A 20,483-nucleotide genomic window follows, 5' to 3' on the forward strand; every position below is an offset into this window, starting at 1 on the left:
GCTCCGGCGGCAAGCGACGCAATCATTCACCGGAACGCCGCGGATTATTCACAAACTTCGCAGCGCTTCAAACAGCCTCTTCGCAAAAACGTGCGAAGTTGCGAAGCCCTTTGCAAATGCGGCTTTGCCGTTGCTAAGATTGCGAAGAACGGCCGGTTTCCAAGGCCGTCGCCAGGGCGGGAATTTATACGCATGCAAAAGAAGCTATTCCTTGGCTACAAGCTGCGCCGCCTGCGCGAACAGCGCGGCCTGACCCAGGCCTCCCTGGCCAAGACTCTGGAGCTTTCGCCCAGCTATCTCAACCAGTTGGAGAACAACCAGCGCCCGCTGACCCTGCCGGTGCTGATGCGGATCGCCGCCACCTTCGAGCTGGAGTTGTCCGCCTTCCTGGAGGATGAGGACAGCCGGCTGGTCTCCGACCTGCGCGAGGCGCTGGCCGACCCGCTGTTCGCCGGCGCGCCGCTGACCGCGGGCGAATTGCGCAGCGTCGTCGGCTCCAGTCCGGAACTGGCCCGCCGGGTGCTCAGCCTGCATCAGGCCTATCAGAAGCTTCATGAGCGGGTGCAGTCGCTGGCAGACAGCCTGTCCAACCGCGAACCCAGCAGCCAGGAGGGCGACAGCTTCGCCGGACCACAATTTCCGTACGAAGAGGTGAGGGACTATTTCCACTACTGCAACAATTACATCGGCCCGCTGGACGAGGCGGCGGAACGGCTGTGGGATGCTGAGAAGATCCATTCCGGCTCGCTGCTGAACGAACTTGCGGCCTATCTGAAGCGCCGCCACGACGTGCGGGTGAAGATCGTCGCCGACGAGGCGGGCGAAACCGCGATGCGCAGCTATGACGCCACCACCGGGACGCTGCGGCTGTCGGCCCTGCTGACCAGTTCCAGCCGCGCCTTCCACATGGCGAACCAGATCGCCCTGCTGGAATTCGGCGAGCAGATCGACGAGCTGGTGGATCAGGCGAAATTCTCCAGCGAGGACGCGCGGTCGATCTGCCGGGTCGGGCTCGCCAATTACTTCGCCGGCGCGCTGGTTCTGCCCTACAGGGCCTTCGCCGCGCAAGCCCGCGCATTGCGCCACGATGTGGAGCAACTGCAAAGCCGCTTCTCCGCCAGTTTCGAGCAGGTCTGCCACCGGCTGTCCACCCTGCAGCGGCCGGGGGCGCGCGGCCTGCCCTTCTATTTCGTCCGGGTCGACATGGCAGGCAACATCACCAAGCGGCATTCCGCCACACGCTTCCATTTCGCCCGCTTCGGCGGCGCCTGCCCGCTGTGGAACGTGCACGAGGCCTTCGCCCAGCCCGGCAAGATCCTGGTGCAGTTCGCCCAGATGCCCGACCGCACCGCCTATATCAGCATCGCCCGCACGGTGACCAAGCGCGGCGGCGCCTATCTGAAGCCGTCCCGACAGTTCGCCGTCGGGCTGGGCTGCGAGGCCAGCCACGCGCCCGAACTGGTCTATGCGGCGGGCATCGACATCGCCGACATGAAGGCGGCGGTGCCGATCGGCGTGAACTGCCGCCTGTGCGAGCGCACCGACTGCCAGCAGCGCGCCTTCCCGCCGATCGGCAGCGAATTGCGGGTGAACGAGCATCACCGCAGCTTCGTGCCCTACCTGTTCAATCCGCCGGACACACGGTCCGGCTGATCTCCGCACCGCCCAGGGCCGCATCGCCATCTTCGAGAACGACACGGTCGCGACCTTCGTCCTTGGCCCGGTAAAGCGCATTGTCGGCCCGGATCAGCAGGCGGTCGATGCTGTCGCCGTCCCTAAAACCCGCGACGCCGAAACTGCCGGTCTGCCGGTGGCCATTGGGAAAGCAGTACGCGCGCATGGTTCGCCGCAACCGCTCCGCAAGCACAAAGGCTGCGTCCAGGCTGGTCTCAGGGCAGAGAATCAGGAATTCCTCGCCACCCCACCGGCCGACCGTATCGGTCGACCTCAGCGTGTCGCGGGCCAGTCCCGCGAATTCGACCAGAACCTGATCGCCGAAGACATGGCCGTAGCGGTCGTTGACCTGCTTGAAATGGTCCAGATCGATGAGGATGATCGACATCGGCCTGCCGTAGCGCACGGCCCGCTCCATTTCCGAACGGCAGATTTCGTTCAAGTGGCTGCGGTTGGCAAGGCCGGTCAATACGTCGGTGCGCGACTGCACCCGCAGCCGCTCGTTCACCCGCATCAGCTTGACGATCCAGAACAGGCTCGTCAGAACGACCACCGCCGGAATCACCAGCAGTTTCGCCAATGTCCAGCGGTCGAGCGGCGACTGGACCTGAATGGCGACATGGCGGTTGGCAATGGCGGTCCGCTCAGCGGCCGAGATCGTCCGGACCCCGCGGTCGAGGGCCGCCAGCAGGTCCGGCTCGTCCCGGCGCACGCCGATCCGCAGCAGATTCTCATAGCCCGGCAGATGGCCCGCAACCTTCAGGTTGAACCAGCCGGCCGTCTTGATGGTATAGACGGCGACCGTCAGCGATCGCAGCGTCATGTCGGCCTTGCCACGGGACACCATGGCAAATGCGTCGGCCTCGCTGTCGACCAGGACGATGCGCAGGTTGGGGAAATCGCGCCGCACCCTCTCTTCGATCGACGTACCCTTGGGAAGCACCATCGTCTCGCCGCTGACGCCGGCGAGTTCGGCGACATAGTCGTGATCCTCCCGCGTCACCAGCACATTGGGATCGACGAACAGCGGTTCCGTGAAGGCCAGCCACTCCTCGCGCGTCGGCGTCCGGTTCAGAAAGCTGAGGAAGCGGCAACGCCCATCGCGCGCCGCCGCGATGCTTTCCTCCCAATCACGGGTCGGCAGGACACGCAGGTCCACCCCGGAGCGCTCCGAAACCAGGGCCAGCAGGTCTGCGGCGATTCCCTGGTGCTTTCCGTCGGCGGTGATCGATTCGTAGGGCGGCCAATCCGGATCGGTGCAATAGGGGATCGCCTCACCGGCATGTGCCGCCGCACCGGCCAGCAGTTGTACCGGAACCGCAAGTGCCGCGAGAAGGTGCCGCAGCCGGCCCAATGGTCGCCCGGACATCGATTCTGCCATAGAGCCATTTCTCCGGCGTCGGCCTGCCTACCCAGGTATATCGCGGCAGGATAACGCGCTTCGTGGAGCAGAGCTTGAGAAATGATGCGCCGCTGGCCCGCAACTTGCTGAGAATTGATCGCAAGATCGGCCGGAGCGCTGACCTCGGTCGTTTTCCGACCCGATCGCTGCAAGCTGCTTCGCATTTTGCCAATGGCGGGTCATGGACGGTGACAATCTGCATCACGCCCCCAACCGGCGGGGGACAGCCTTCGCTCCCGAGGCATTGGCCCGCATGCTGTCGGTATCGACTGCGGCCCTGGCCCAGGGACGCGGCGTCACTCTGGACGTGAGCGTGCTGAACGGCATGCCGCCGCGGCTGGTGGGCGATGCGGAAACAGCGGGTGCGCTGTGCAATGCGCTGGCTGCCAGCGCCATCGCCAGCTCCGGCCCCGGCCGGCTGGACATCCGCCTGTCGGCCCTGCCTGCGGGGGAGGAGCGTGTGACCCTGCGGACAGAGCTGAGCGGACGCTTCGACAGCCATGGCGAGACCGGCTTCTGCCAGGAACTCGCCCGCCGCCTGCTGGCGGCGCTGGGCGCCCAGATGACGGTGGAACACCATGCCGACGGGATGCGGCGGGCGGTGCTGGACATGCCGGTCGCCCTGCCCTCCCGCACCACCGACGCCGAACGGTTGATGAGTTGGGCGCGCGCGCGCGGCGGCCGGCTGCTGGTGGTGGACGACAGCGCCACCAACCGGATGGTGGTCGCCGGGCTGCTCGCGAAGGCCGGATTCTCGGTCGAAACCGCCAATGGCGGCGCGGAAGCGGTGGAGGCCGTCGCCCAGGCGCCGGTTCCGCCAGAGGCGGTGCTGATGGACGTCGCCATGCCCGACATGGACGGAGTGACGGCGACCACCACCATCCGCCGGCTGGGCGACGAACGGGGCCGCATTCCGATCATCGCGGTCACCGCCAACGCCCAGCCGGAAGACCGCATCCGCTGCCTGTCCGCCGGGATGAACGACTATCTGACCAAACCGGTCCGGCGTGCCGATCTGCTGGGCGCCCTGGAACGGTGGCTGGCGCCGCAGCCGGTCTGAGGAGACTTTAAAAGGACGAGCCCGGTTCCTTCAGGAAGGCCTCCTCTTCCGGCGTGCTTGGACGGCCGAGAATCGCATTGCGGTGGGGGAAGCGGCCGAACCGCTGGATGATCTCGCGGTGCCGCCGGGCATAGCGCACCGTCGTCTCGTCGCCGACCCGCTCGGTGAACAGGGCGACGGAGCGGTCCTGGCTGCCCATGTCCTCGTGATGCTCGAAGGGCAGGTAGAGGAAAATCCGCTCGTCGGTCGTGCATTCCAGATCGAAGCCGTTGGCGACTGCATGGTCGCTGACCGCCCGCGCCTTGTCGTCGGTGGCGAATGCGCGCGGGGCGTCGCGGAACATGTTGCGCGGCACCTGATCCAGCAGCACGCACAGCGCGATGCAGCCGTCGACATCCTCCATCCAATGATCGTACGCGCCGCGCGCCGCCGCCTCGTAGTGCGGCCCAAGCGTATCGGCGACCGCACGGTCGAAGCTGGCCGATTTGCGGAACCAGTAGGGCTTCATCGCCTCGTCGAACCAGAAATCGACGATCTCGTCGATCAGACTGTCCACCATTGTCTTCTCCACCCCCGCGTCTGTCGCCCGAAGACCTGTACCCCCAAATGGAACAGGGCGCCCAACGGGGCGCCCTGTCCAGGTCTCAAATCGCCTCACCGAACCGTCGGGCTCAGTGCAGCGTGCTCCACAGCTTGCGCTTGGCGGCATACATCAGGCCGGCCAGCACCAGCAGGAACAGGATGACCTTGACGCCCATCTGCTTGCGGGCATCCAGGTGCGGTTCGGCGACGAAGGTCAGGAAGGTCGCCACGTCGTGCGCCTCCTGCTCCACCGTGGCCTTGGTGCCGTCGGCGTAGGTGACGCCGTCGGGCTGCAGGATGTTCGGCATGCCGACCTGATGGCCCGGGAACACCTTGTTGTAGTTCATGCCGTCCATGATATGGACGCCGGGCGGCGGCTCCTCGAAGCCGGTCAGGAAGGCGTAGATGTAATCCTCGCCACCGACGCGGGCCTTCGCCATCAGCGACAGGTCCGGCGGCAGCGCGCCGTTGTTCGCCACGCGGGCGGCCTGGTCGTTGGGGAACGGCGACGGGAAATGGTCGGCCGGGGTGGCCGGACGCATGAACATCTCGCCGGCGTCGTTCGGGCCGGCCTGCACCTCATAGCCGGCGGCGAGCGCCTTCAGCTCGTCTTCCTTGAAGCCGATGCCGGCCAGCGTGCGGATCGGCACCAGATGCATCGAGTGGCAGGCCGAGCAGACTTCCTTGTAGATCTGGAAGCCGCGCTGCGCCGCCGCCTTGTCGATGGTGCCGAAGATGCCGGAATGCGGCCAGCTCTGCTTGGGGATGTGCACGCCCTCGGAGGCCTGCGCGGCCCCGGCGATGCCGAGTGCCAGCGCCGCCGAGAGGATTGCAGTCTTCAACGCGCGCATCAGGCCTTCTCCATCGGCTTGGCATGGGCGCCGGCGGCGATGCCACCCCCGCCCTTCAGAACGGACTCGGAGATGCTGGTGGGAAGCGGGGGCGTACGCTCCAGCTTGCCCAGCAACGGCAGCAGGATCAGGAAGTGGAAGAAGTAGTAGGCGGTGCCGATGCGCGCGATCAGCAGCCAGGAGCCTTCGGCCGGCTGCGAACCGGCATAGCCCAGGATCAGGGCGTCGATCGCCAGGATCCAGAAGAACTGGCGGTAGACCGGGCGGAACTTGCAGCTGCGGACCTTGGAACGGTCGAGCCACGGCAGGAAGGCCAGCAGCGCGATCGAACCGAACATCGCCAGCACGCCGCCCAGCTTGTCCGGGATCGCGCGCAGCATGGCGTAGAAGGGCAGGAAGTACCATTCCGGCACGATGTGCGCCGGGGTCACCAGCGGGTTGGCCGGAATGTAGTTGTCCGGATGGCCCATGTAGTTCGGCATGAAGAACACGAACACCGCGTAGATGATCAGGAAGATCACCACGGCGAAGCCGTCCTTGAGCGTCACGTAGGGGTTGAACGGCACGGTGTCCTGCGGGCCCTTCGGCTCGATGCCGAGCGGGTTGTTCGAACCGCAGACGTGCAGCGCCGCCGTGTGCAGGATCACCAGACCCAGCAGGACGAAGGGCAGCAGGAAATGCAGCGCGAAGAAGCGGTTCAGCGTCGGGTTGTCGACCGAGAAACCGCCCCACAGCAGCGTGACGATCGGATCGCCGACGATCGGGAAGGCCGAGAACAGGTTCGTGATGACGGTGGCGCCCCAGAAGCTCATCTGGCCCCAGGGCAGCACGTAGCCCATGAAGGCGGTGCCCATCATGACGAGGAAGATGATGACGCCCAGGATCCACAGGATCTCGCGCGGCGCCTTGTAGGAGCCGTAATACATGCCGCGGAACATGTGGATGTAGACGGCGATGAAGAACATCGACGCGCCGTTGGCGTGGACATAGCGAAGCAGCCAGCCGTAATTCACGTCGCGCATGATGCGCTCGACCGAATTGAAGGCCAGCGAGGTGTGCGACGAGTACTGCATCGCCAGGAACAGGCCCGTGGCGATCATGATGACCAGCATGATGCCGGCAATCGCACCGAACGCCCACAGATAGTTGACGTTCCGCGGCATCGGGTAATGGTTGTACTCGTGATCCAGCATCGTGAAGATCGGCAGGCGGCTGTCGATCCAGTTCACGACCGGATTCTTGAACTTGGTGGCTTGAACCTGAGCCATCTCGGGGTCTCCAGAACCGTTGGGCCGCTTAACCGAGCCGGATCTTGGTATCGCCGGTGAAGGCGTACGTCGGAAGGACAAGGTTGGCGGGGGCCGGGCCCTTGCGGATGCGCCCAGCGGTGTCGTAGTGCGAGCCGTGGCAGGGGCAGAACCACCCGCCATAGTCGCCGCGCGGATCGGTGACCTTCTGTCCGAGCGGCACACAGCCCAGATGCGTGCAGATGCCGATGACGATCAGCCATTCCGGCTTCTTCACACGGGCGGAATCGGCAACCGGGTCGCGCAGGTCGTTCAGATTGACGTCCTTGGCGGACTCGATCTCTTCGGCGGTGCGGTGGCGGACAAAGACAGGCTTTCCGCGCCAGGTGACCGTGATCGCCTGGCCGACGGCCACGGGGGCCAGATCGACGTCGATGGAGGCGAGCGCCAGGGTGTCGGCCGCCGGGTTCAGGCTGTCGATGAAGGGCCAGGCGGCCGAAGCCGCGCCGACGACGCCGACCGCACCGGTGGCAAGATACAGAAAATCGCGGCGGGAACCCCCCTCGCCGCCGGAGGCCGCGTGGCCACCCGTCCCGGGCGGATGCGTGGTCTGAGCCATAAGCCTGTTTCTCCTCAAGGCATGCCCGACGCCCTTTGCCCGCGCCGGACGACCGATGGACCGTAATACTGCAAGACGCGGTTAGCCCGCCCGCCGGAAGGAAAACCCTCAGGCATGCCGCGTCCGTCCGGAGTGGGTATCTCCAGCTTCAGACCTGCGGTATACCGTCGCGTCGACATCTTGAAAAGTCCTTGGCCGGGGGACAATTTGTCGCGTGTGCGAAGGGCAAGAACATTTGTATGCAAAACAAACACTTCGAAGCAAGGCCCGCGTTGCGCCTTGTGCTGTTCGAACCCGACATTCCGCAGAACGCGGGCACCCTGATGCGACTCGCAGCGGGGCTCGGTGTGGCGCTCGACCTGATCGAGCCCTGCGGCTTCGTGCTGGATGACCGCCGGTTGCGACGCGCCGGGATGGATTATCTCGACCATCTCGACTGGGTCCGGCACAGCTCGTGGTCCGCGTACCGTGCGGCGCCGCAAGCCGGGCGGCTGGTGCTGCTGACCACGCGGGCGGCGATCCCCTACACCGACTTCCGCTTCGCCCCCGGCGACCGCATCCTGGTCGGCCGCGAGAGCGCCGGCGTGCCGGACGAGGTGCATGACGCCGCCGACGCCCGTCTGGTGATTCCGATGGTGCCGCCCGCCCGCTCCTTGAACGTTGCGGTCAGCGCGGCGATGGTGTTGGGTGAGGCCTTGCGGCAGACCGCCGCAGCAGGTCTGCAGCCTTCACCCGCACAGCCGGACACGCCATGACAGCCGACCCCAGCATCATCGAAGACCGCAAGGCCCGCGCCGCCGCCTGGTTCCAGGAGCTGCGCGACCGCATCTGCGCCGCCTTCGAAACGCTGGAGGACGAGCTGACCGGCACCCACGCCGACCTGCCCGCCGGCCGGTTCGAGCGCAAGAGCTGGGCCCGCCCCGACCATGGAGGAGGCGAAGGCGGCGGCGGCACCATGTCGGTGATGAAGGGCCGGGTGTTCGAGAAGGTCGGGGTCAACATCTCGACCGTCCACGGCACCTTCAGCCCGGAATTCCGCGCCAACATCCCCGGCGCGGCCGAAACCGGCGAGTTCTGGGCGGCGGGAATCAGTCTGGTGGCGCACATGCGCTCGCCGCTGGTGCCGGCGACGCACATGAACACCCGACACATCGTGACGACCAAGGGCTGGTTCGGCGGCGGCGCCGACCTGACGCCGATGATTCCGGACGACCGGGACACCGCCGACTTCCATGCCGGCCTGCGCGCCGCCTGCGACCGCCACGACCCGGACTATTACCCGCGCTACAAGGAGTGGTGCGACCGCTATTTCTACCTGCCCCACCGGGACGAGGCGCGCGGCGTCGGCGGCATCTTCTTCGACAATCTCGAGTCGGGCGACTGGGAGGCCGACTTCGCCTTCACCCGCGATGTCGGCACCGCCTTCCTCGACACCTACGCGGCCCTGGTCCGCCGCCACATGAACCGGCCCTGGACCGCCGAGCAGCGCGAGAACCAGCTGGTCCGCCGCGGCCGGTATGTGGAGTTCAACCTGCTCTACGACCGCGGCACCACCTTCGGCCTGAAGACCGGCGGCAACACCGAGGCGATCCTGATGAGCCTGCCGCCCGAGGTCAAGTGGCCGTGACCTGACGGCCCGGACCGGGCGACCCGGACCTAACGGCGTTGGCCCATCTGCAGCCAGGGCGCCCAGGCCTGCCGCACCATCTCGCCCCACAGCCGCATCGGCGCCATCCACAGCTCGGCCATGCCCGCCGCCGCCGCCATCGGGTCGGCGCCCGGCTTCCCGCCGACAGGGCCGGCCAGCAGCAGCGGGGCCATCAGACTGGGGGCGAGCAGCTTTGCGACCGCGTCGAAGGACGGGGTGGCGCGAAACTGGATGGCGATCACCTCCGCCCCATCCTCACCAGCCTCGCGGTGGCGGATCTGGATTTCCAGGTTCGGCAGATGGGCGGTCAGCGTCGTCTCGTCCGGCTTGCGGTCCATGCTCAAGCGCTCCGTTCGTTTTTCTGGCCGGGGTCTGGCTGCGCCAGGATAGGATTTTTGCAACTGCGAAGAAACCCTCTCCAAAGGGGGTGGCGGCAACCAAATACCGCGCCGGCCGTTGAAGGCGCTATGGACAGCACCATCCCCCCGTCCGACGCGGACACATCCTCGCCCGAGCAGGAAGCCGCCTGCGCCGGGCTGACCTACAGCTCCGACGAGATGCCCGGCATCCGGCGTCGGCGCTGCGGCAAGGGCTTCCGCTTTCTCCGGCCCGACGGGGCGCAGGTGACGGAGGAGGACACGCTGGCGCGCATCCGCAAGCTGGCGATCCCGCCAGCCTACCGCGACGTCTGGATCTGCCCCGATCCCGACGGCCATCTTCAGGCGACCGGCCGCGACGCCAAGGGGCGCAAGCAGTACCGCTACCACCGCCGCTGGACCGAGCTGCGCGAGGGCACCAAGTTCGGCCGCATGCTGGATTTCTGCCGCGCCCTGCCGCCTCTGCGCGAGCGGGTGAACGCCGACCTCGGCCGCCGCGGTCTGCCGCGGGAGAAGGTGCTGGCCGCCGTGGTCCGGCTGCTGGAGACCACGCTGATCCGCGTCGGCAACGAGAGCTATGCCCGCGAGAACAAGAGCTATGGCCTGACCACCCTGCGCGACGGCCACACCGAGATCGACGGGGCGGAGGTCCGCTTCTCCTTCAAGGGCAAGTCGGGCAAGGAATGGAACGTCGCGCTGCGCGACCGCCGGCTGGCGCGCGTCGTCGCCGCCTGCCGCGACGTGCCGGGCGACGAGCTGTTCCAGTATCTCGACCGCGACGGCCAGCGCCACGCGGTGACCTCCGGCGACGTCAACGCCTATCTGCGCGAGGCCACCGGCGCCGATTTCACCGCCAAGGACTTCCGCACCTGGGCCGGCACCGTGTTGGCCGCGATGGCGTTGCGCGAGTTCGAGAGCTTCGACAACGCCAGCGCCGCCAAGCGCAACGTCACCCGCGCCATCGAGCAGGTCGCCACCCGGCTGGGCAACACCCCCAGCGTCTGCCGCAAGAGCTACGTCCACCCCGAGGTGCTGGACGCCTATCTGGAAGGCGCCCTGCTGGAGTCGCTGAAGCGCGAGGTGGAGGCGGAACTGCGCGACGAGCTGGCGGGGCTGAGTGGTGAGGAGGCCGCGGTGCTGGCCTTCCTGCGCGAAAGGCTGGAGCGGGAGACGGCGGCGCGGGCGCGGGAGAAGCGGTAGGGGCGGCGGCATTCATAGCCTGCACCATCAAACCGCCTCCGCGACCTCCGTCACCGGCAGCAGGCGGCGCATGACCAGGCACACCAGATCGCCGGCGATCAGGCCGTCCGCCCCCACATGGGATTGCACGCTGCGCAAAACCAGTTCGGTGCGGTCGCGGGCCGACATGCCGCGGCTGTGGGCCAGGGCGGCGGCGAGCCGCTCCTCACCGAAAGGCTCGCGCTGGCCGTCGACGGAACGCAGCACGCCCTCGGTGCACAGGAACAGCGTCTCGTCCTGGTTCAGCACCGCCGCCGCTTCCGCATAAGGCACGCCCTGGCGGACGCCGAGCGCCGGGCCGCCGGTGGCGGTCAGGAACTCCACACCGCCGTCGGCGGTGATGCGGCAGGCGCCGCGATGGCCGGCGGCGGCATGGACCAGCGTGCCGGCGACCCGGTCATAGACGGCGACGAAGGCGGTGGCGAAGCCGTTGAAGGGGCTTTCGCCGCACAGCCGTTCGTTCGCATGAGTCAGGATCGCCGCCGGGCCGATGCCGGGGCGGGCGGCCTCGCGGATGGCGCCGCGCACCATCAGCATCAGGAAGGCCGCCGGCACGCCGCCGCCCGACACCCCGGCGGTGACCAGCATGCTGTGCCGCTCGTCCAGTTCGATCACGTCATAGAAGTCGCCGCTGACGGTGTGGCCGGCCAGCAGCATGCCGTAGAACTGGCTGTCGCGGCCGACCGGCAGCTGGCGGGGCAACAGGTTGGACTGCACGTCGCGGGCGGCGCGCTGTTCCTCCTCGATCAACTGTTCGGCGGCGGCCAGCTTTTCCGTCTTGGTCTCCAGCTCCGCCTCACGCATGACCAGCTGGGCGTCGAGCGTTTCCTCGCGGGCGTTCGCCTGCATCGCCATGCGGCGGAAGACGCGCGACAGCCGGCCGAACTCGTCGTCGCGGTCGGCGGCCTCGTTCAGGGTGAAGGGGTTGAAACGGCCGGCCTCCACCGCCTTGACCGCCTCGCTCAGCCGCTCCACCGGCGCCATCTGGTCGCGGGCGAAGCGCAGGCTGGCATAGACGCCCAGCGCCAGCACGAGGACGCCGACCAGACCGCCGATCTTCAACTGGCGGCTCAGCATCGCCCCCGGTTCCGTATAGGGAACCCGAACCACCGCGACCGTCGGCACGCCCGCGGGCGAACCGGCGGCGGACGTGGGGCCGGCATAGCGGATCGGCGCCAGTGCCAGCATGCTGTTGCCCGACACGCGGATCGCCACATCGCCGCCCGGCACCACCGCCTTCGCCGCCGCGGTATCGTCCTGCGACAGCGGGCCGCCAGCCCCGTCGCCCATCACCGCCCCGCGGGCCAGCACCCGCCCGTCGCGGTCGAGAAGCCATGCCCCCTCCACCGTGCGGGTGGCGAGCAGCCCGTCGATCAGGCCGTCGGTGCCGGAGTTGCGCACGATGTCGGCAAGGCGCCGCACGTCGGCGCCGACCTGGACGATGCGCGGCTTGTCGACGCCGGTCACGCCGGCGAACTTCATCAGCCGTCCGTTCTCCATCGCCGGTTCCGACACCACCGACGCGGGGGAGCGGTTCAGCAGGCCGGCATAGGCGCCGTGGCGCGGCCCGCCCTTGGCATCCTGGCCGAAGACCGGGTCGGGACCGGCGAGATTGTGCAGATAGGCCCGGCCGCGGTTGTCGGTGATCCACATCTCGTCCGGGCCGCCGGCTTCCGCGATCTGCTTCAGCCGGTCATTGATGGCGCGCGGCGACTGCTTCGCCGCTTCCGCCATCGCCACCAGATGGGCGGTCAGCGTTGCTTCCGACAGCAACCTCTCGGACAGCAGGGCGTCGACCTCCTGCGGGATGTCGCGGGATTGGGCGGCCCCGCGCGCGAGCAGGCCGGCGGTCAGCCGCGCCTCCGCCTCGATCCGCTCGGTCAGGGCGGCGCGCGTCGTCAGGGCCATCGTCGTGGTGACGGCCGCAATCGCCAGCAGCACCAGACCGGTGACCAGCAGGATCAAACGCTGTTGGAACGTCATGGGATTGCGCCCGCCCCCTGTGGCTGAAGAAGCACTTGGCCTTTGCCACCGCTTCTACCGGTCCCGGGCGCGCAAGTCCAGGCGCCGGTCGGCCCAGGGATTCGGATGGGGGCTCCGTCCCGTGTTCAGGCGCAAGATTCGACCGCAGGCGCGACATTATCTCTTTCGTAACCAGATGGTCGGTAAGACGGATGGGACCCGCCGCCTTCCCGCTGGTGCACGCCCATGCCGATGAATGTCCTGGAAATCGCCGTCTATGCCATGGTCCTCACCGCCGGCCAGCCGCATCCTTTCGAATGCGTCGCGGTCAAGCCGGAGGGGGTGAACTGCACCAACGGCCTGTCGGCGAAGGCCGACGGCCCCAACCTGCTGTTCAATACCGGAGTCCAGATCATCAAGGACCGTCAGGGCCGCGTGCAGTTGAGCAACGGGCTGCAGACTCGCTTCGACAGCTCCGCCTGGGTGGAATTTCAGGATGCGGGCAAGAAGCCGGTGGTCAGCGTCCGCAAGACCGGCCCGCTGCGCTTCAAATTCTCCAACGGCTTCCAGTGCGAAGCGATGGGCAACCCGGAAGACATGGCCCGCTGCCACAAGCCCTGACGGCCCCATCCGGAAAAGCGGATCACGACATCGGATCGGGCCCCAGATCGCCACGGCCGTGGGGCGCGTCGAGGTCCAGTTCCGGCCCCTTCGGCACGATGCCGGTCGGGTTGATGGTGGCGTGGCTGCCATAGTAGTGGCGCTTGATGTGGTCGAAGTTCACCGTCTCCGCCACGCCCGGCACCTGATAGAGGTCGCGCAGATAGCCCGACAGGTGCGGATAGTCGGCGATCCGCCGCTTGTTGCACTTGAAATGCCCGACATAGACGGCATCGAAACGCACCAGCGTGGTGAACAGCCGCCAATCCGCCTCGGTCAGACGGTTGCCGGCCAGCCAGCGCCGGGTCGCCAGCTTGGCGTCGAGGTCGTCCAGCGCGGCGAACAGCGTGTCGAAGGCGGCCTCGTACTTGTCCTGGGAGGTGGCGAAACCGGCCTTGTAGACACCGTTGTTGATGGCGTCGTAGACGAAGGCGTTGACGCGGTCGATCTCCTCGACGAGATTCGGCGGGCAGAAGTCGGTGCGCACGTCGGTGAAGGCGTCGAACTCGCGGTTGAGCATGCGGATGATCTCCGCCGACTCGTTGTTCACGATGCTGCCGGTCTTCCTGTCCCACAAAACCGGAACCGTCACCCGGCCGCTGTAGCCGGGATTGGCCTTCAGATAGACCTCGTACAGGCGGCGGGCGCCGGTGACCGGCTCCGGTTCGGCGAAGGTCCAGCCCTCCGACAGCATCAGCGGATCGACCACACTGACGCCGATGACGTCATCCAGCCGCTTCAGCTTGCGGAAGATCAGGGTGCGGTGCGCCCAGGGGCAGGCCAGCGACACCATCAGGTGATAGCGCCCGGCCTCCGCCGGAAATGGAGTAGAGCCGTCGGCCGACACCCGGTCGCGGAACTGCGCCTCCGTCCGGACGAACGCGCCGCCGGTCTTTTTGGTGTCGTACCACTGGTCGTGCCACTGTCCGTCGATCAGCAGGCCCACGGCTCCCTCCTCTTCTTCAGCGTCTGAGACGGTTCATCAACCGTGCAGCTTGGTCGCGATCTCGGCGACATGGCGGCCCTGATAGCGGGCGCCATCCAGTTCGACCGCGCTCGGCCGGCGGGAGCCGTCGCCGCCGGCGATGGTGCTGGCACCGTAGGGCGAGTTGCCCATCACTTCCGAAACGCCCATCTGGCCCTGGAAGGAATAGGGCAGCCCGACGATCACCAGCCCCAGATGCAGCAGCACGGTGTGGGTGCTGAGGATGGTGCTCTCTTGCCCGCCATGCTGGGTGGCGGTCGAGGTGAAGGCCGCGCCGACCTTGCCGACCAGGGCGCCCTTGGCCCACAGTCCGCCGGTCTGGTCGAGGAAATTCTTCATCTGCGAGGCCATGTTGCCGTAGCGGGTCGGCGTGCCGATGATGATGGCGTCGTACTGCGCCAATTCGTCCACCGTGGCGACGGGGATGTCGCTCTCGTCCTTGTAGTGGGCGGACTGGCGGACGGCTTCCGGCACCAGTTCCGGCACGCGCTTCACCGCCACCTCTGTCCCGGCGACGGAGCGGGCGCCGTCGGCCACCGCCTGCGCCATCTCCGACACGTGACCCCAGCTGCTGTAATAGAGGACCAGAACCTTCGCCATCGCCGTCACTCCCTGTTTTGTTGCGCAATCGGGTCGCCGCGGCCGGTGCCGGCCCGGCGGTGACATCAGAGATAGGGCGCAATGGCGTTTCCGGTAATCCCGGATCTTGGCACCTCATTGTTTCCGGGTGTAGAACAATGCCATGGATCGCCTCGACGACATGCTCGCCTTCATCAAGGTGGTGGACACCAAGAGCTTCACTGCCGCCGCCGACCGGCTCAATTTGTCGAAGTCGGTGGTCTCCCGCCGCATCGGCGAGTTGGAGAACCGGCTCGGCGCCCGGCTGCTGAACCGCACCACCCGCAAGCTCAGCCTGACCGAGGTGGGGCAGGCCTATTACGAGCGCTGTACCCGCATCCTCGCCGATCTGGAGGAGGCGGAGCAGGCAGTCGCCGACCTGCATGCCGCTCCGCGCGGCCGGCTGCGGCTGAACGCGCCGGTCAGCTTCGGCATCCTGCATCTGGCCCCGGCGGTGGCGGAGTTCCTGGAGCGCTATCCGGCCATCGAGATCGACATGGACCTGAACGACCGCACGGTCGACCTGATCGACGAGGGCTATGATCTGGCGGTGCGCATCGGCAAGCTGCGCGACAGTTCGCTGATCGCCCGGCGGCTGGCCCCGGCGCGGATGGCGCTGTGCGCCAGCCCGGCCTATCTGCAGAAGCATGGCGTGCCGGAAACGCCGGACGATCTGGCCAACCACAATTGCCTGATCTACACCAACGTCCCGACCCCCGACCTCTGGCCCTTCATCGTCGACGGGGAAACGCGCAGCGTCCGCGTTTCAGGGCCGATCCGCAGCAACAACGGCGACCTGCTGCGCGAAGCAGCGTCAGCCGGAGTCGGCTTCATCATGTCGCCGACCTTCCTCTGCGGACAGGCATTGACGCGCGGCGAACTGGTCAGCGTGCTGCATCGCCATGTTCCGACGGAGGTCAGCGTCAACGCGGTCTATCCGCAGAACCGCCACCTGTCGCCGAAGGTGCGGGTCTTCGTGGATTTCCTGGTCCAGCGCTTCGGGCCGCGCCCCTATTGGGACTGCGCACTTCTCGACACGCTGCCTCAGGAGGAGGGCTGAGGCGGCTTAGGACGGCTGGTTCGGCCGGCGGCGGGAGCGCAGGTTCAGCGCGGTGATGAAGTTCGGCTGCTGGCCGACCACCGGGCCTTGCGGAACCGGTTTCTTCGGGGCGGTGGACAGGAAGCCGCCGACCCGGCCGCGCAACTCGACCGCATGATGCGCCGCCTCGTCCGCGGTTTCCGCCACCTGGCGGCGAACCGACGGCTCCAGCGTGTTGAAGGCGCGGGAGGCGAATTCGAAGGCCGGCTGCGATTTGGTGGCGATCACCTGACGCAGCGCCTTGGACACCAGCACCGTGTCGAGACCGCCCGGCCCCTCCACCCCGTCCAGCACGTCGGCGAGGATGCCGATGGCCTGGATCGTGCGGTTGTCGTCCAGCGAAAGGTCGTGAGCGTCCATACGGGTCTTCCGATCGTCTCAAGCGGTACGGGTCCCGTCCCTGCGGACACCCGGTTTACACCGAACGAATCATAGTGTTTGCGCCGGCGTCTGGCAATGGACGCCAGATCGGCCGGCGGTGGAATCGTTAAGACGCCGCTTGGATGTTTAGGGCCGGGTGGCGAAGGTCGGCGGCAGCAGCCGTTCGACGCAGGCGCCGGCATCGCCCACGGCCAGCGTCTCGACGAAGCGGGCGGCGGCGTTGCGGCCGCACTGGCTGGCGCCCAGCACGTCATGGCCGAGACCGCGGAAGGACAGCAGCGTCGCCCGCGGCAGGCTCCGCCCCATCGCCTCGGCCCGCGCCGGGGCGGTGAAGGTGTCGTAGGCGCCGGTCAGGATCAGCGCCGGCACATCGGACGTGGCCGGCCGGTAGAAGGACGCATCCACCGGCCGCAGCCCCAGCGCCGGACAGGCGGCGTCGTAATCGGTCTCCACCGCCTCGGCCACCACATAGGGGCGCAGGTCGGCGGCGGCGCGGCGGGCGGCGGCGGCGTCGATGTGCGGACGGTTCTCGCGGCAGCCGACGGTCAGGTTCAGGCCATAGGCCAGACTGTCCAGCACGGTCCAGATCGGCGGCGGCATCACCAGGGACAGGATGGCCGGGTCGTCCACCCGCCCCGCCGCCCCGGCGCCGACGATGCGGTCGAGACGGTCGAGCAGGGCCGGCACCGCCACCATCCCGTCGCCGCTGCCCAGCCGCAGCGCCAGAACGCCCGCCAGCATCGGCCAGTCCAACCGCAGGTCGGTCTCCCGCCCGGTGACGGGATGGCGCAGCCGCAGCTCCAGCGGTCGCCGATCCAGCGCCGCCGCCAGCCGTTCGACCGCCTGCCCCAGCCGGGGGAAGGCGCGGGCGCAGTCGGGCTGGGCGGCGCAATCCTCCATCATGCGGCGGTGGGCCTGCCGGATGGCGGTCAGCCGGTCGAGATCGAGCCACGTCGCGTCCGCTGTGGCCGGGGAGTTCAGCACGAGGCTGCGCACCGCCGCCCCGTCGATCCGCAACAGCGCCTGCGCCAGCACCCCGCCGTATGAGGTCGCGACCACGTTCCAGCGCTCCACCCCCAGGGCGCGGCGCAGGGCCGGCAGGTCGGCCGCGCTCTGGCCGCTGTCGAAATCCTCCAGCCGGTAGCCGGCGCGACGCAAGGGCTCCAGGCAACCGGTAGCATCCTCCGCCGTCACGCCGCCGAACCAGTAGCGCAGCGGGTCCAGCCCCGGACAGCGCAACGAGGGCTTCGACTGCCCAGTGCCGCGCTGATCGACCAGGATGACATCGCGGCCGGCCCGCATCGGCGCCAGGATCGCGGCGGTACCGCGCAGATCGTCGCTGCCGCCCTGCCCCGGCCCGCCGCTGAGCAGCACCACGGGATCGGCGGCCGGCGCGCCGTTCAGCGCCGGCAGAATCGTCACGAACAGGTCGAGCGGCAGGCTGTCCGGCCTTTGCCAGTCGGACGGCACGCGGAATGACCGGCAGCGCGGCGCCGGCCCTGCCGGCAGCGGACCGTCCGGGCAGCGGGCCTCCGCCAGCGCCGGGAGAACCGGCTGGACCGGAGCGACCGCCGCGGGAAGAGGCGCCGGGACGGGAACGGGGATGGCGAGCGGCGGCTCCACCGCCACGACCGGGGCGGGAGACGGGGATGGGCCGGCAAGCCGGTCGATGCCGAGTCCGAGCAGCCCGCCGACGACCGCGCAGAGCGCCAGAAGACCGCCGATGAGGGCGAGACGCCGACCGCCGCTTCCCATCGGCCGCGCTATTCGGCGACGGTGGCGAAGAAGGCCGACTGGGCGACCACGCCGCCCTTGGCCTCCGCCTTCGCCAGCGCACCGCGCAGGCTCGCCAGATAGGGGCCGGCCGGTTCCACCTCCTCGCGGTCGGCGGGGAACAGCGGTTCGCGGGTCACCAGCGCCAGGATCATCGCCGGGCCATAGGGCGGGGCGATGGTATAGACGCGCTCGCTCGCCGACTTCGCGACGCCCAGAGTCACCGGCCGGCCGGCCTCCAGCCGGTCGTCGCGGCGCAGCCGCATCGGCACCATGTGGATCGCGTTGCCTTCCATGTCGATGTAATCGACGGTCAGGTAGCCCGAGGTCCCGGCGGTCACCGTGACCTCCAGCTTGTCCCCCTTGCGATAGACCATCGACGGCCGGTTGAAACCCAGCCCCAGCGCAGCGGTCCCTTGCCCCTCGGCCCGCGCCGGCAGTCCGGCGACGCCCAGCGCCTCGCACAGCGGCCAGGGCCGCACCGCGACCTGCGCATCGACGTCGATGCCGGCCGGCAGGGCAGTGATCGCCGCCTTCAGGATCCGGGCATCCTCCTCGGTGCCGACATAGCCGCCGACCCGCAACCCGTTCCCGGCCTCGGCCGTCCTGACACCGGCGCAGGCGAAGCCGCCGGCGGTCGTCTCCACCGCCTTGCGCGCCTCGGCCGGCGTCAGGCGCGGGACTGGGGGAGCGACGGGAAGGGCCGCCTGCTCGACCTTCGGCTGCGGCTGGGGCTGCGGCTGAGGTTGCGTCGGGGTCGGAGGCGTGACGGTCTGGACCGCCGGGGTGACCGGCAGCGGCGGAGCGGCCGGCTCGGCCTTCGGCTGGACGGGTTCGGGCGGCACGGAATCCAGCTTCACCGCCTCCTTGGCCGCGGGCGGAGGTGCGGGTTGGGGCACCGGGGCTGGGGTGGCGGTGCCGAGCGGCGCCGTCGTCATGCCCGTCGAGGGCGGCGGAACCGACGCAGTGGTGACCGGCGGAGCCGGGATGGTCGGAACCGGCCCGGTCGGGGCGGCAGCCTGATTCACGGGCGTGGGCGGCTGCGATTGCCCGAACAGCAGGAATCCGGCGACACCGGCCGCCACCAGACCGCCGACCCCGCCGGCGATCAGGCCGACCGGCGCCTTCTTCGCTTCCGCCTTGGTTTCCTTGGGGGCGTTGACCGCCACCGTCGGTGTCACCACCGTCTTCGTCTCCTTTTCCGGCGTCGAGGCCGGAAGGGAGGTGTGTTCGAAGGGCGTGATGTCGGCGGCGCGGCGGGTCAGGGCGCCGACCAGCTCCGCCATCGTCCCGGCCCGGTTCTGCGGATCCGGCTCAAGCATCGAACAGAGAACGCCGCGCAACGGCTCGTCCAGCGCCGACAGGTCGGGGACCGACATGCGCCGCTCGATCATCGCCTGCGGCGTGCGGCCCATGTCGAGCGGATGCCCCAGCGCCGCCGCGGCCAGCACCAGACCGGCGCTGTAGATGTCGGACTGCGGCCCGACCTGCCCGCCGAACAGCCCGAACTGCTCGGGCGAGGCGAAGCCGTATTTGCCGGCGAAGCCGTCGCCGATGACGGTCCCCGCCCCGGCTGCGGTCTGCTTGGCGATGCCGAAATCGATGATCTTGGCGTTGGCGATGTCGCGGCCGGGCAGGATGACGTTGTCGGTCGACATGTCGCGGTGGATGATGCCGCGCTGGTGCGCCGCCGCCAGACCGGAGGCGATGCGGTCGAGCAGCACGGCGACCGAAGCCGTATCCAGCGGACCGGCCTGCAGCACCTCGTGCAGCGACGGACCGTCGAGAAACTCCATCGACAGAAGAAGCCGGCCGAATTCATCGCGGAAGACGCCGTCGTAGGACACCACCGCCTCGTGCCGGATCTCCCGCAGCGCCGCCGCCTCGCGCCGCAGCAGTTCGACCATCTTGGCGTCCTGCGCCAGTTCCGGCCGGATCACCTTCACCGCATGCCAGGTGTCCATGTCGACATGGCGGGCGCGGTGCACCTCCCCCATGCCGCCGCGGGCGATCAGCCCTTCCACCCGATAGGTGTGGCTCAGCAGCGTGCCCGGCCCGATCGGTTCCGGAGCGGCCCGGACGCCTGAGGGCTCCACCCCGGAAGCGGTGGAGGACGGCACCGGGGTGGCCACCGGGGTGGATGGCGGCGCCGTCAGACGGGTGGCCTGGGGATCCGCTCCTGTCTGCGTGCCCGTATCCGCCCCCGCGCCGTCGGCGGGCAGGATGGCGGTGGGCTCGTGGCTGTCGTCGGGGGTCTGGGCCATGGAAAGGGCGTGGTCCGGTCAGGGGGTTGATGCGGCGGCGGG

Annotated in this window: 19 protein-coding genes; 7 read left to right on the forward strand and 12 right to left on the reverse strand. The window is 68.5% G+C overall.

From position 1 onward, the window contains the following. Nucleotides 1-192: 192 nt before the first annotated feature. A complete protein-coding gene (locus PWS46_RS21530; RefSeq protein ID WP_434623392.1) occupies nucleotides 193-1,653 on the forward strand; it encodes a helix-turn-helix domain-containing protein in 1,461 nt (486 codons plus the stop codon). Here the strand turns inward: PWS46_RS21530 and PWS46_RS21535 are convergent. After that, nucleotides 1,625-3,055, reverse strand: coding sequence for a diguanylate cyclase (locus PWS46_RS21535; RefSeq protein ID WP_434623393.1), 1,431 nt, complete (start codon nucleotides 3,053-3,055; stop codon nucleotides 1,625-1,627). The two genes, PWS46_RS21530 and PWS46_RS21535, sit on opposite strands and share 29 nt — an antisense overlap. Before the next feature lie 202 nt (nucleotides 3,056-3,257). Here PWS46_RS21535 and PWS46_RS21540 point away from each other — a divergent pair, with 202 nt between their 5' ends. Then, complete coding sequence (locus PWS46_RS21540) at nucleotides 3,258-4,136, forward strand: response regulator (RefSeq protein ID WP_434623394.1); 879 nt, start codon at nucleotides 3,258-3,260, stop codon at nucleotides 4,134-4,136. Between the two features lie 7 nt (nucleotides 4,137-4,143). On the opposite strand, the gene PWS46_RS21545 is transcribed toward PWS46_RS21540, so the two are convergent. From PWS46_RS21545 to petA, 4 genes are all read right to left on the reverse strand, one after another. Next, complete coding sequence (locus PWS46_RS21545) at nucleotides 4,144-4,695, reverse strand: DUF924 family protein (protein WP_434623395.1); 552 nt, start codon at nucleotides 4,693-4,695, stop codon at nucleotides 4,144-4,146. A gap of 112 nt (nucleotides 4,696-4,807) precedes the next feature. Beyond that, on the reverse strand, nucleotides 4,808-5,569 hold the full coding sequence (locus PWS46_RS21550; protein WP_434623396.1) for a cytochrome c1: 762 nt from the start codon (nucleotides 5,567-5,569) through the stop codon (nucleotides 4,808-4,810). Then, nucleotides 5,569-6,837, reverse strand: coding sequence for a cytochrome b (locus PWS46_RS21555; protein ID WP_434623397.1), 1,269 nt, complete (start codon nucleotides 6,835-6,837; stop codon nucleotides 5,569-5,571). The genes PWS46_RS21550 and PWS46_RS21555 overlap by 1 nt, the downstream gene beginning before the upstream one ends. 28 nt (nucleotides 6,838-6,865) lie before the next feature. Next, nucleotides 6,866-7,435 (reverse strand): ubiquinol-cytochrome c reductase iron-sulfur subunit, encoded by a 570-nt coding sequence (gene petA, locus PWS46_RS21560; protein WP_434623398.1) that lies wholly within the window; start codon nucleotides 7,433-7,435, stop codon nucleotides 6,866-6,868. Nucleotides 7,436-7,707: 272 nt separating this feature from the next. Here petA and PWS46_RS21565 point away from each other — a divergent pair, with 272 nt between their 5' ends. Both PWS46_RS21565 and hemF read left to right on the forward strand, forming a co-directional pair. Then, nucleotides 7,708-8,190 (forward strand): tRNA (cytidine(34)-2'-O)-methyltransferase, encoded by a 483-nt coding sequence (locus tag PWS46_RS21565; RefSeq protein WP_434623527.1) that lies wholly within the window; start codon nucleotides 7,708-7,710, stop codon nucleotides 8,188-8,190. After that, nucleotides 8,187-9,062: an oxygen-dependent coproporphyrinogen oxidase gene (gene hemF / locus PWS46_RS21570; protein ID WP_434623399.1), complete on the forward strand. Its 876-nt coding sequence runs from the start codon at nucleotides 8,187-8,189 to the stop codon at nucleotides 9,060-9,062. Before PWS46_RS21565 ends, hemF begins: the two co-directional genes overlap by 4 nt. Nucleotides 9,063-9,091: 29 nt before the next feature. Here the strand turns inward: hemF and PWS46_RS21575 are convergent, their stop codons facing one another. Beyond that, nucleotides 9,092-9,421, reverse strand: coding sequence for a hypothetical protein (locus PWS46_RS21575; RefSeq protein ID WP_434623400.1), 330 nt, complete (start codon nucleotides 9,419-9,421; stop codon nucleotides 9,092-9,094). A 129-nt stretch (nucleotides 9,422-9,550) separates the two neighbouring features. Between PWS46_RS21575 and PWS46_RS21580 the strand changes: the two genes are divergently transcribed. Next, entirely contained in the window at nucleotides 9,551-10,660 is a 1,110-nt protein-coding gene (locus tag PWS46_RS21580) for a DNA topoisomerase IB (protein WP_434623401.1), read from the forward strand. 27 nt (nucleotides 10,661-10,687) lie between these two features. Here the strand turns inward: PWS46_RS21580 and PWS46_RS21585 are convergent, their stop codons facing one another. Next, nucleotides 10,688-12,682: a PP2C family protein-serine/threonine phosphatase gene (locus PWS46_RS21585; protein WP_434623402.1), complete on the reverse strand. Its 1,995-nt coding sequence runs from the start codon at nucleotides 12,680-12,682 to the stop codon at nucleotides 10,688-10,690. A 225-nt stretch (nucleotides 12,683-12,907) separates the two neighbouring features. On the opposite strand from PWS46_RS21585, the gene PWS46_RS21590 reads away from it, so the two are divergent. Then, a complete protein-coding gene (locus tag PWS46_RS21590; protein WP_434623403.1) occupies nucleotides 12,908-13,282 on the forward strand; it encodes a hypothetical protein in 375 nt (124 codons plus the stop codon). 22 nt (nucleotides 13,283-13,304) lie between these two features. On the opposite strand, the gene PWS46_RS21595 is transcribed toward PWS46_RS21590, so the two are convergent. Then, nucleotides 13,305-14,267, reverse strand: a complete 963-nt coding sequence (locus PWS46_RS21595; RefSeq protein ID WP_434623404.1) for a glutathione S-transferase family protein — start codon at nucleotides 14,265-14,267, stop codon at nucleotides 13,305-13,307. A 36-nt stretch (nucleotides 14,268-14,303) separates the two neighbouring features. Then, a complete protein-coding gene (gene wrbA / locus PWS46_RS21600) occupies nucleotides 14,304-14,906 on the reverse strand; it encodes an NAD(P)H:quinone oxidoreductase (protein WP_434623405.1) in 603 nt (200 codons plus the stop codon). Between the two features lie 142 nt (nucleotides 14,907-15,048). On the opposite strand from wrbA, the gene PWS46_RS21605 reads away from it, so the two are divergent. Next, nucleotides 15,049-15,984, forward strand: coding sequence for a LysR family transcriptional regulator (locus tag PWS46_RS21605; RefSeq protein WP_434623406.1), 936 nt, complete (start codon nucleotides 15,049-15,051; stop codon nucleotides 15,982-15,984). Between the two features lie 6 nt (nucleotides 15,985-15,990). Here PWS46_RS21605 and PWS46_RS21610 read toward each other — a convergent pair whose 3' ends face one another. The 3 genes from PWS46_RS21610 to PWS46_RS21620 all read right to left on the reverse strand — a co-directional run bounded on the left by PWS46_RS21610 (nucleotide 15,991) and on the right by PWS46_RS21620 (nucleotide 20,441). Next, the gene (locus PWS46_RS21610; protein ID WP_085086012.1) at nucleotides 15,991-16,383 is read right to left on the reverse strand and encodes a hypothetical protein; all 393 of its coding nucleotides are present in this window, start codon (nucleotides 16,381-16,383) and stop codon (nucleotides 15,991-15,993) included. A gap of 147 nt (nucleotides 16,384-16,530) precedes the next feature. Then, nucleotides 16,531-18,159, reverse strand: coding sequence for an alpha/beta fold hydrolase (locus PWS46_RS21615; RefSeq protein WP_434623407.1), 1,629 nt, complete (start codon nucleotides 18,157-18,159; stop codon nucleotides 16,531-16,533). Between the two features lie 8 nt (nucleotides 18,160-18,167). Continuing rightward, nucleotides 18,168-20,441 carry a protein kinase domain-containing protein gene (locus PWS46_RS21620; protein WP_434623408.1) on the reverse strand — a complete coding sequence of 758 codons (2,274 nt, stop codon included), beginning with the start codon at nucleotides 20,439-20,441 and terminating at the stop codon, nucleotides 18,168-18,170. Between the last annotated feature and the right edge of the window lie 42 nt (nucleotides 20,442-20,483).

Source organism: Azospirillum sp. B2RO_4 (assembly GCF_051124815.1).
Classification (GTDB): domain Bacteria; phylum Pseudomonadota; class Alphaproteobacteria; order Azospirillales; family Azospirillaceae; genus Azospirillum.

Coding starts and splice junctions, on each gene's coding strand:
- PWS46_RS21530 (WP_434623392.1), top strand. CDS start 193: ATGCAAAAGAAGCTATTCCTTGGCTACAAGCTGCGCCGCCTGCGCGAA.
- PWS46_RS21535 (WP_434623393.1), bottom strand. CDS start 3,055: ATGGCAGAATCGATGTCCGGGCGACCATTGGGCCGGCTGCGGCACCTT.
- PWS46_RS21540 (WP_434623394.1), top strand. CDS start 3,258: ATGGACGGTGACAATCTGCATCACGCCCCCAACCGGCGGGGGACAGCC.
- PWS46_RS21545 (WP_434623395.1), bottom strand. CDS start 4,695: ATGGTGGACAGTCTGATCGACGAGATCGTCGATTTCTGGTTCGACGAG.
- PWS46_RS21550 (WP_434623396.1), bottom strand. CDS start 5,569: ATGCGCGCGTTGAAGACTGCAATCCTCTCGGCGGCGCTGGCACTCGGC.
- PWS46_RS21555 (WP_434623397.1), bottom strand. CDS start 6,837: ATGGCTCAGGTTCAAGCCACCAAGTTCAAGAATCCGGTCGTGAACTGG.
- petA (WP_434623398.1), bottom strand. CDS start 7,435: ATGGCTCAGACCACGCATCCGCCCGGGACGGGTGGCCACGCGGCCTCC.
- hemF (WP_434623399.1), top strand. CDS start 8,187: ATGACAGCCGACCCCAGCATCATCGAAGACCGCAAGGCCCGCGCCGCC.
- PWS46_RS21575 (WP_434623400.1), bottom strand. CDS start 9,421: ATGGACCGCAAGCCGGACGAGACGACGCTGACCGCCCATCTGCCGAAC.
- PWS46_RS21580 (WP_434623401.1), top strand. CDS start 9,551: ATGGACAGCACCATCCCCCCGTCCGACGCGGACACATCCTCGCCCGAG.
- PWS46_RS21585 (WP_434623402.1), bottom strand. CDS start 12,682: ATGACGTTCCAACAGCGTTTGATCCTGCTGGTCACCGGTCTGGTGCTG.
- PWS46_RS21590 (WP_434623403.1), top strand. CDS start 12,908: ATGCCGATGAATGTCCTGGAAATCGCCGTCTATGCCATGGTCCTCACC.
- wrbA (WP_434623405.1), bottom strand. CDS start 14,906: ATGGCGAAGGTTCTGGTCCTCTATTACAGCAGCTGGGGTCACGTGTCG.
- PWS46_RS21605 (WP_434623406.1), top strand. CDS start 15,049: ATGGATCGCCTCGACGACATGCTCGCCTTCATCAAGGTGGTGGACACC.
- PWS46_RS21610 (WP_085086012.1), bottom strand. CDS start 16,383: ATGGACGCTCACGACCTTTCGCTGGACGACAACCGCACGATCCAGGCC.
- PWS46_RS21615 (WP_434623407.1), bottom strand. CDS start 18,159: ATGGGAAGCGGCGGTCGGCGTCTCGCCCTCATCGGCGGTCTTCTGGCG.
- PWS46_RS21620 (WP_434623408.1), bottom strand. CDS start 20,441: ATGGCCCAGACCCCCGACGACAGCCACGAGCCCACCGCCATCCTGCCC.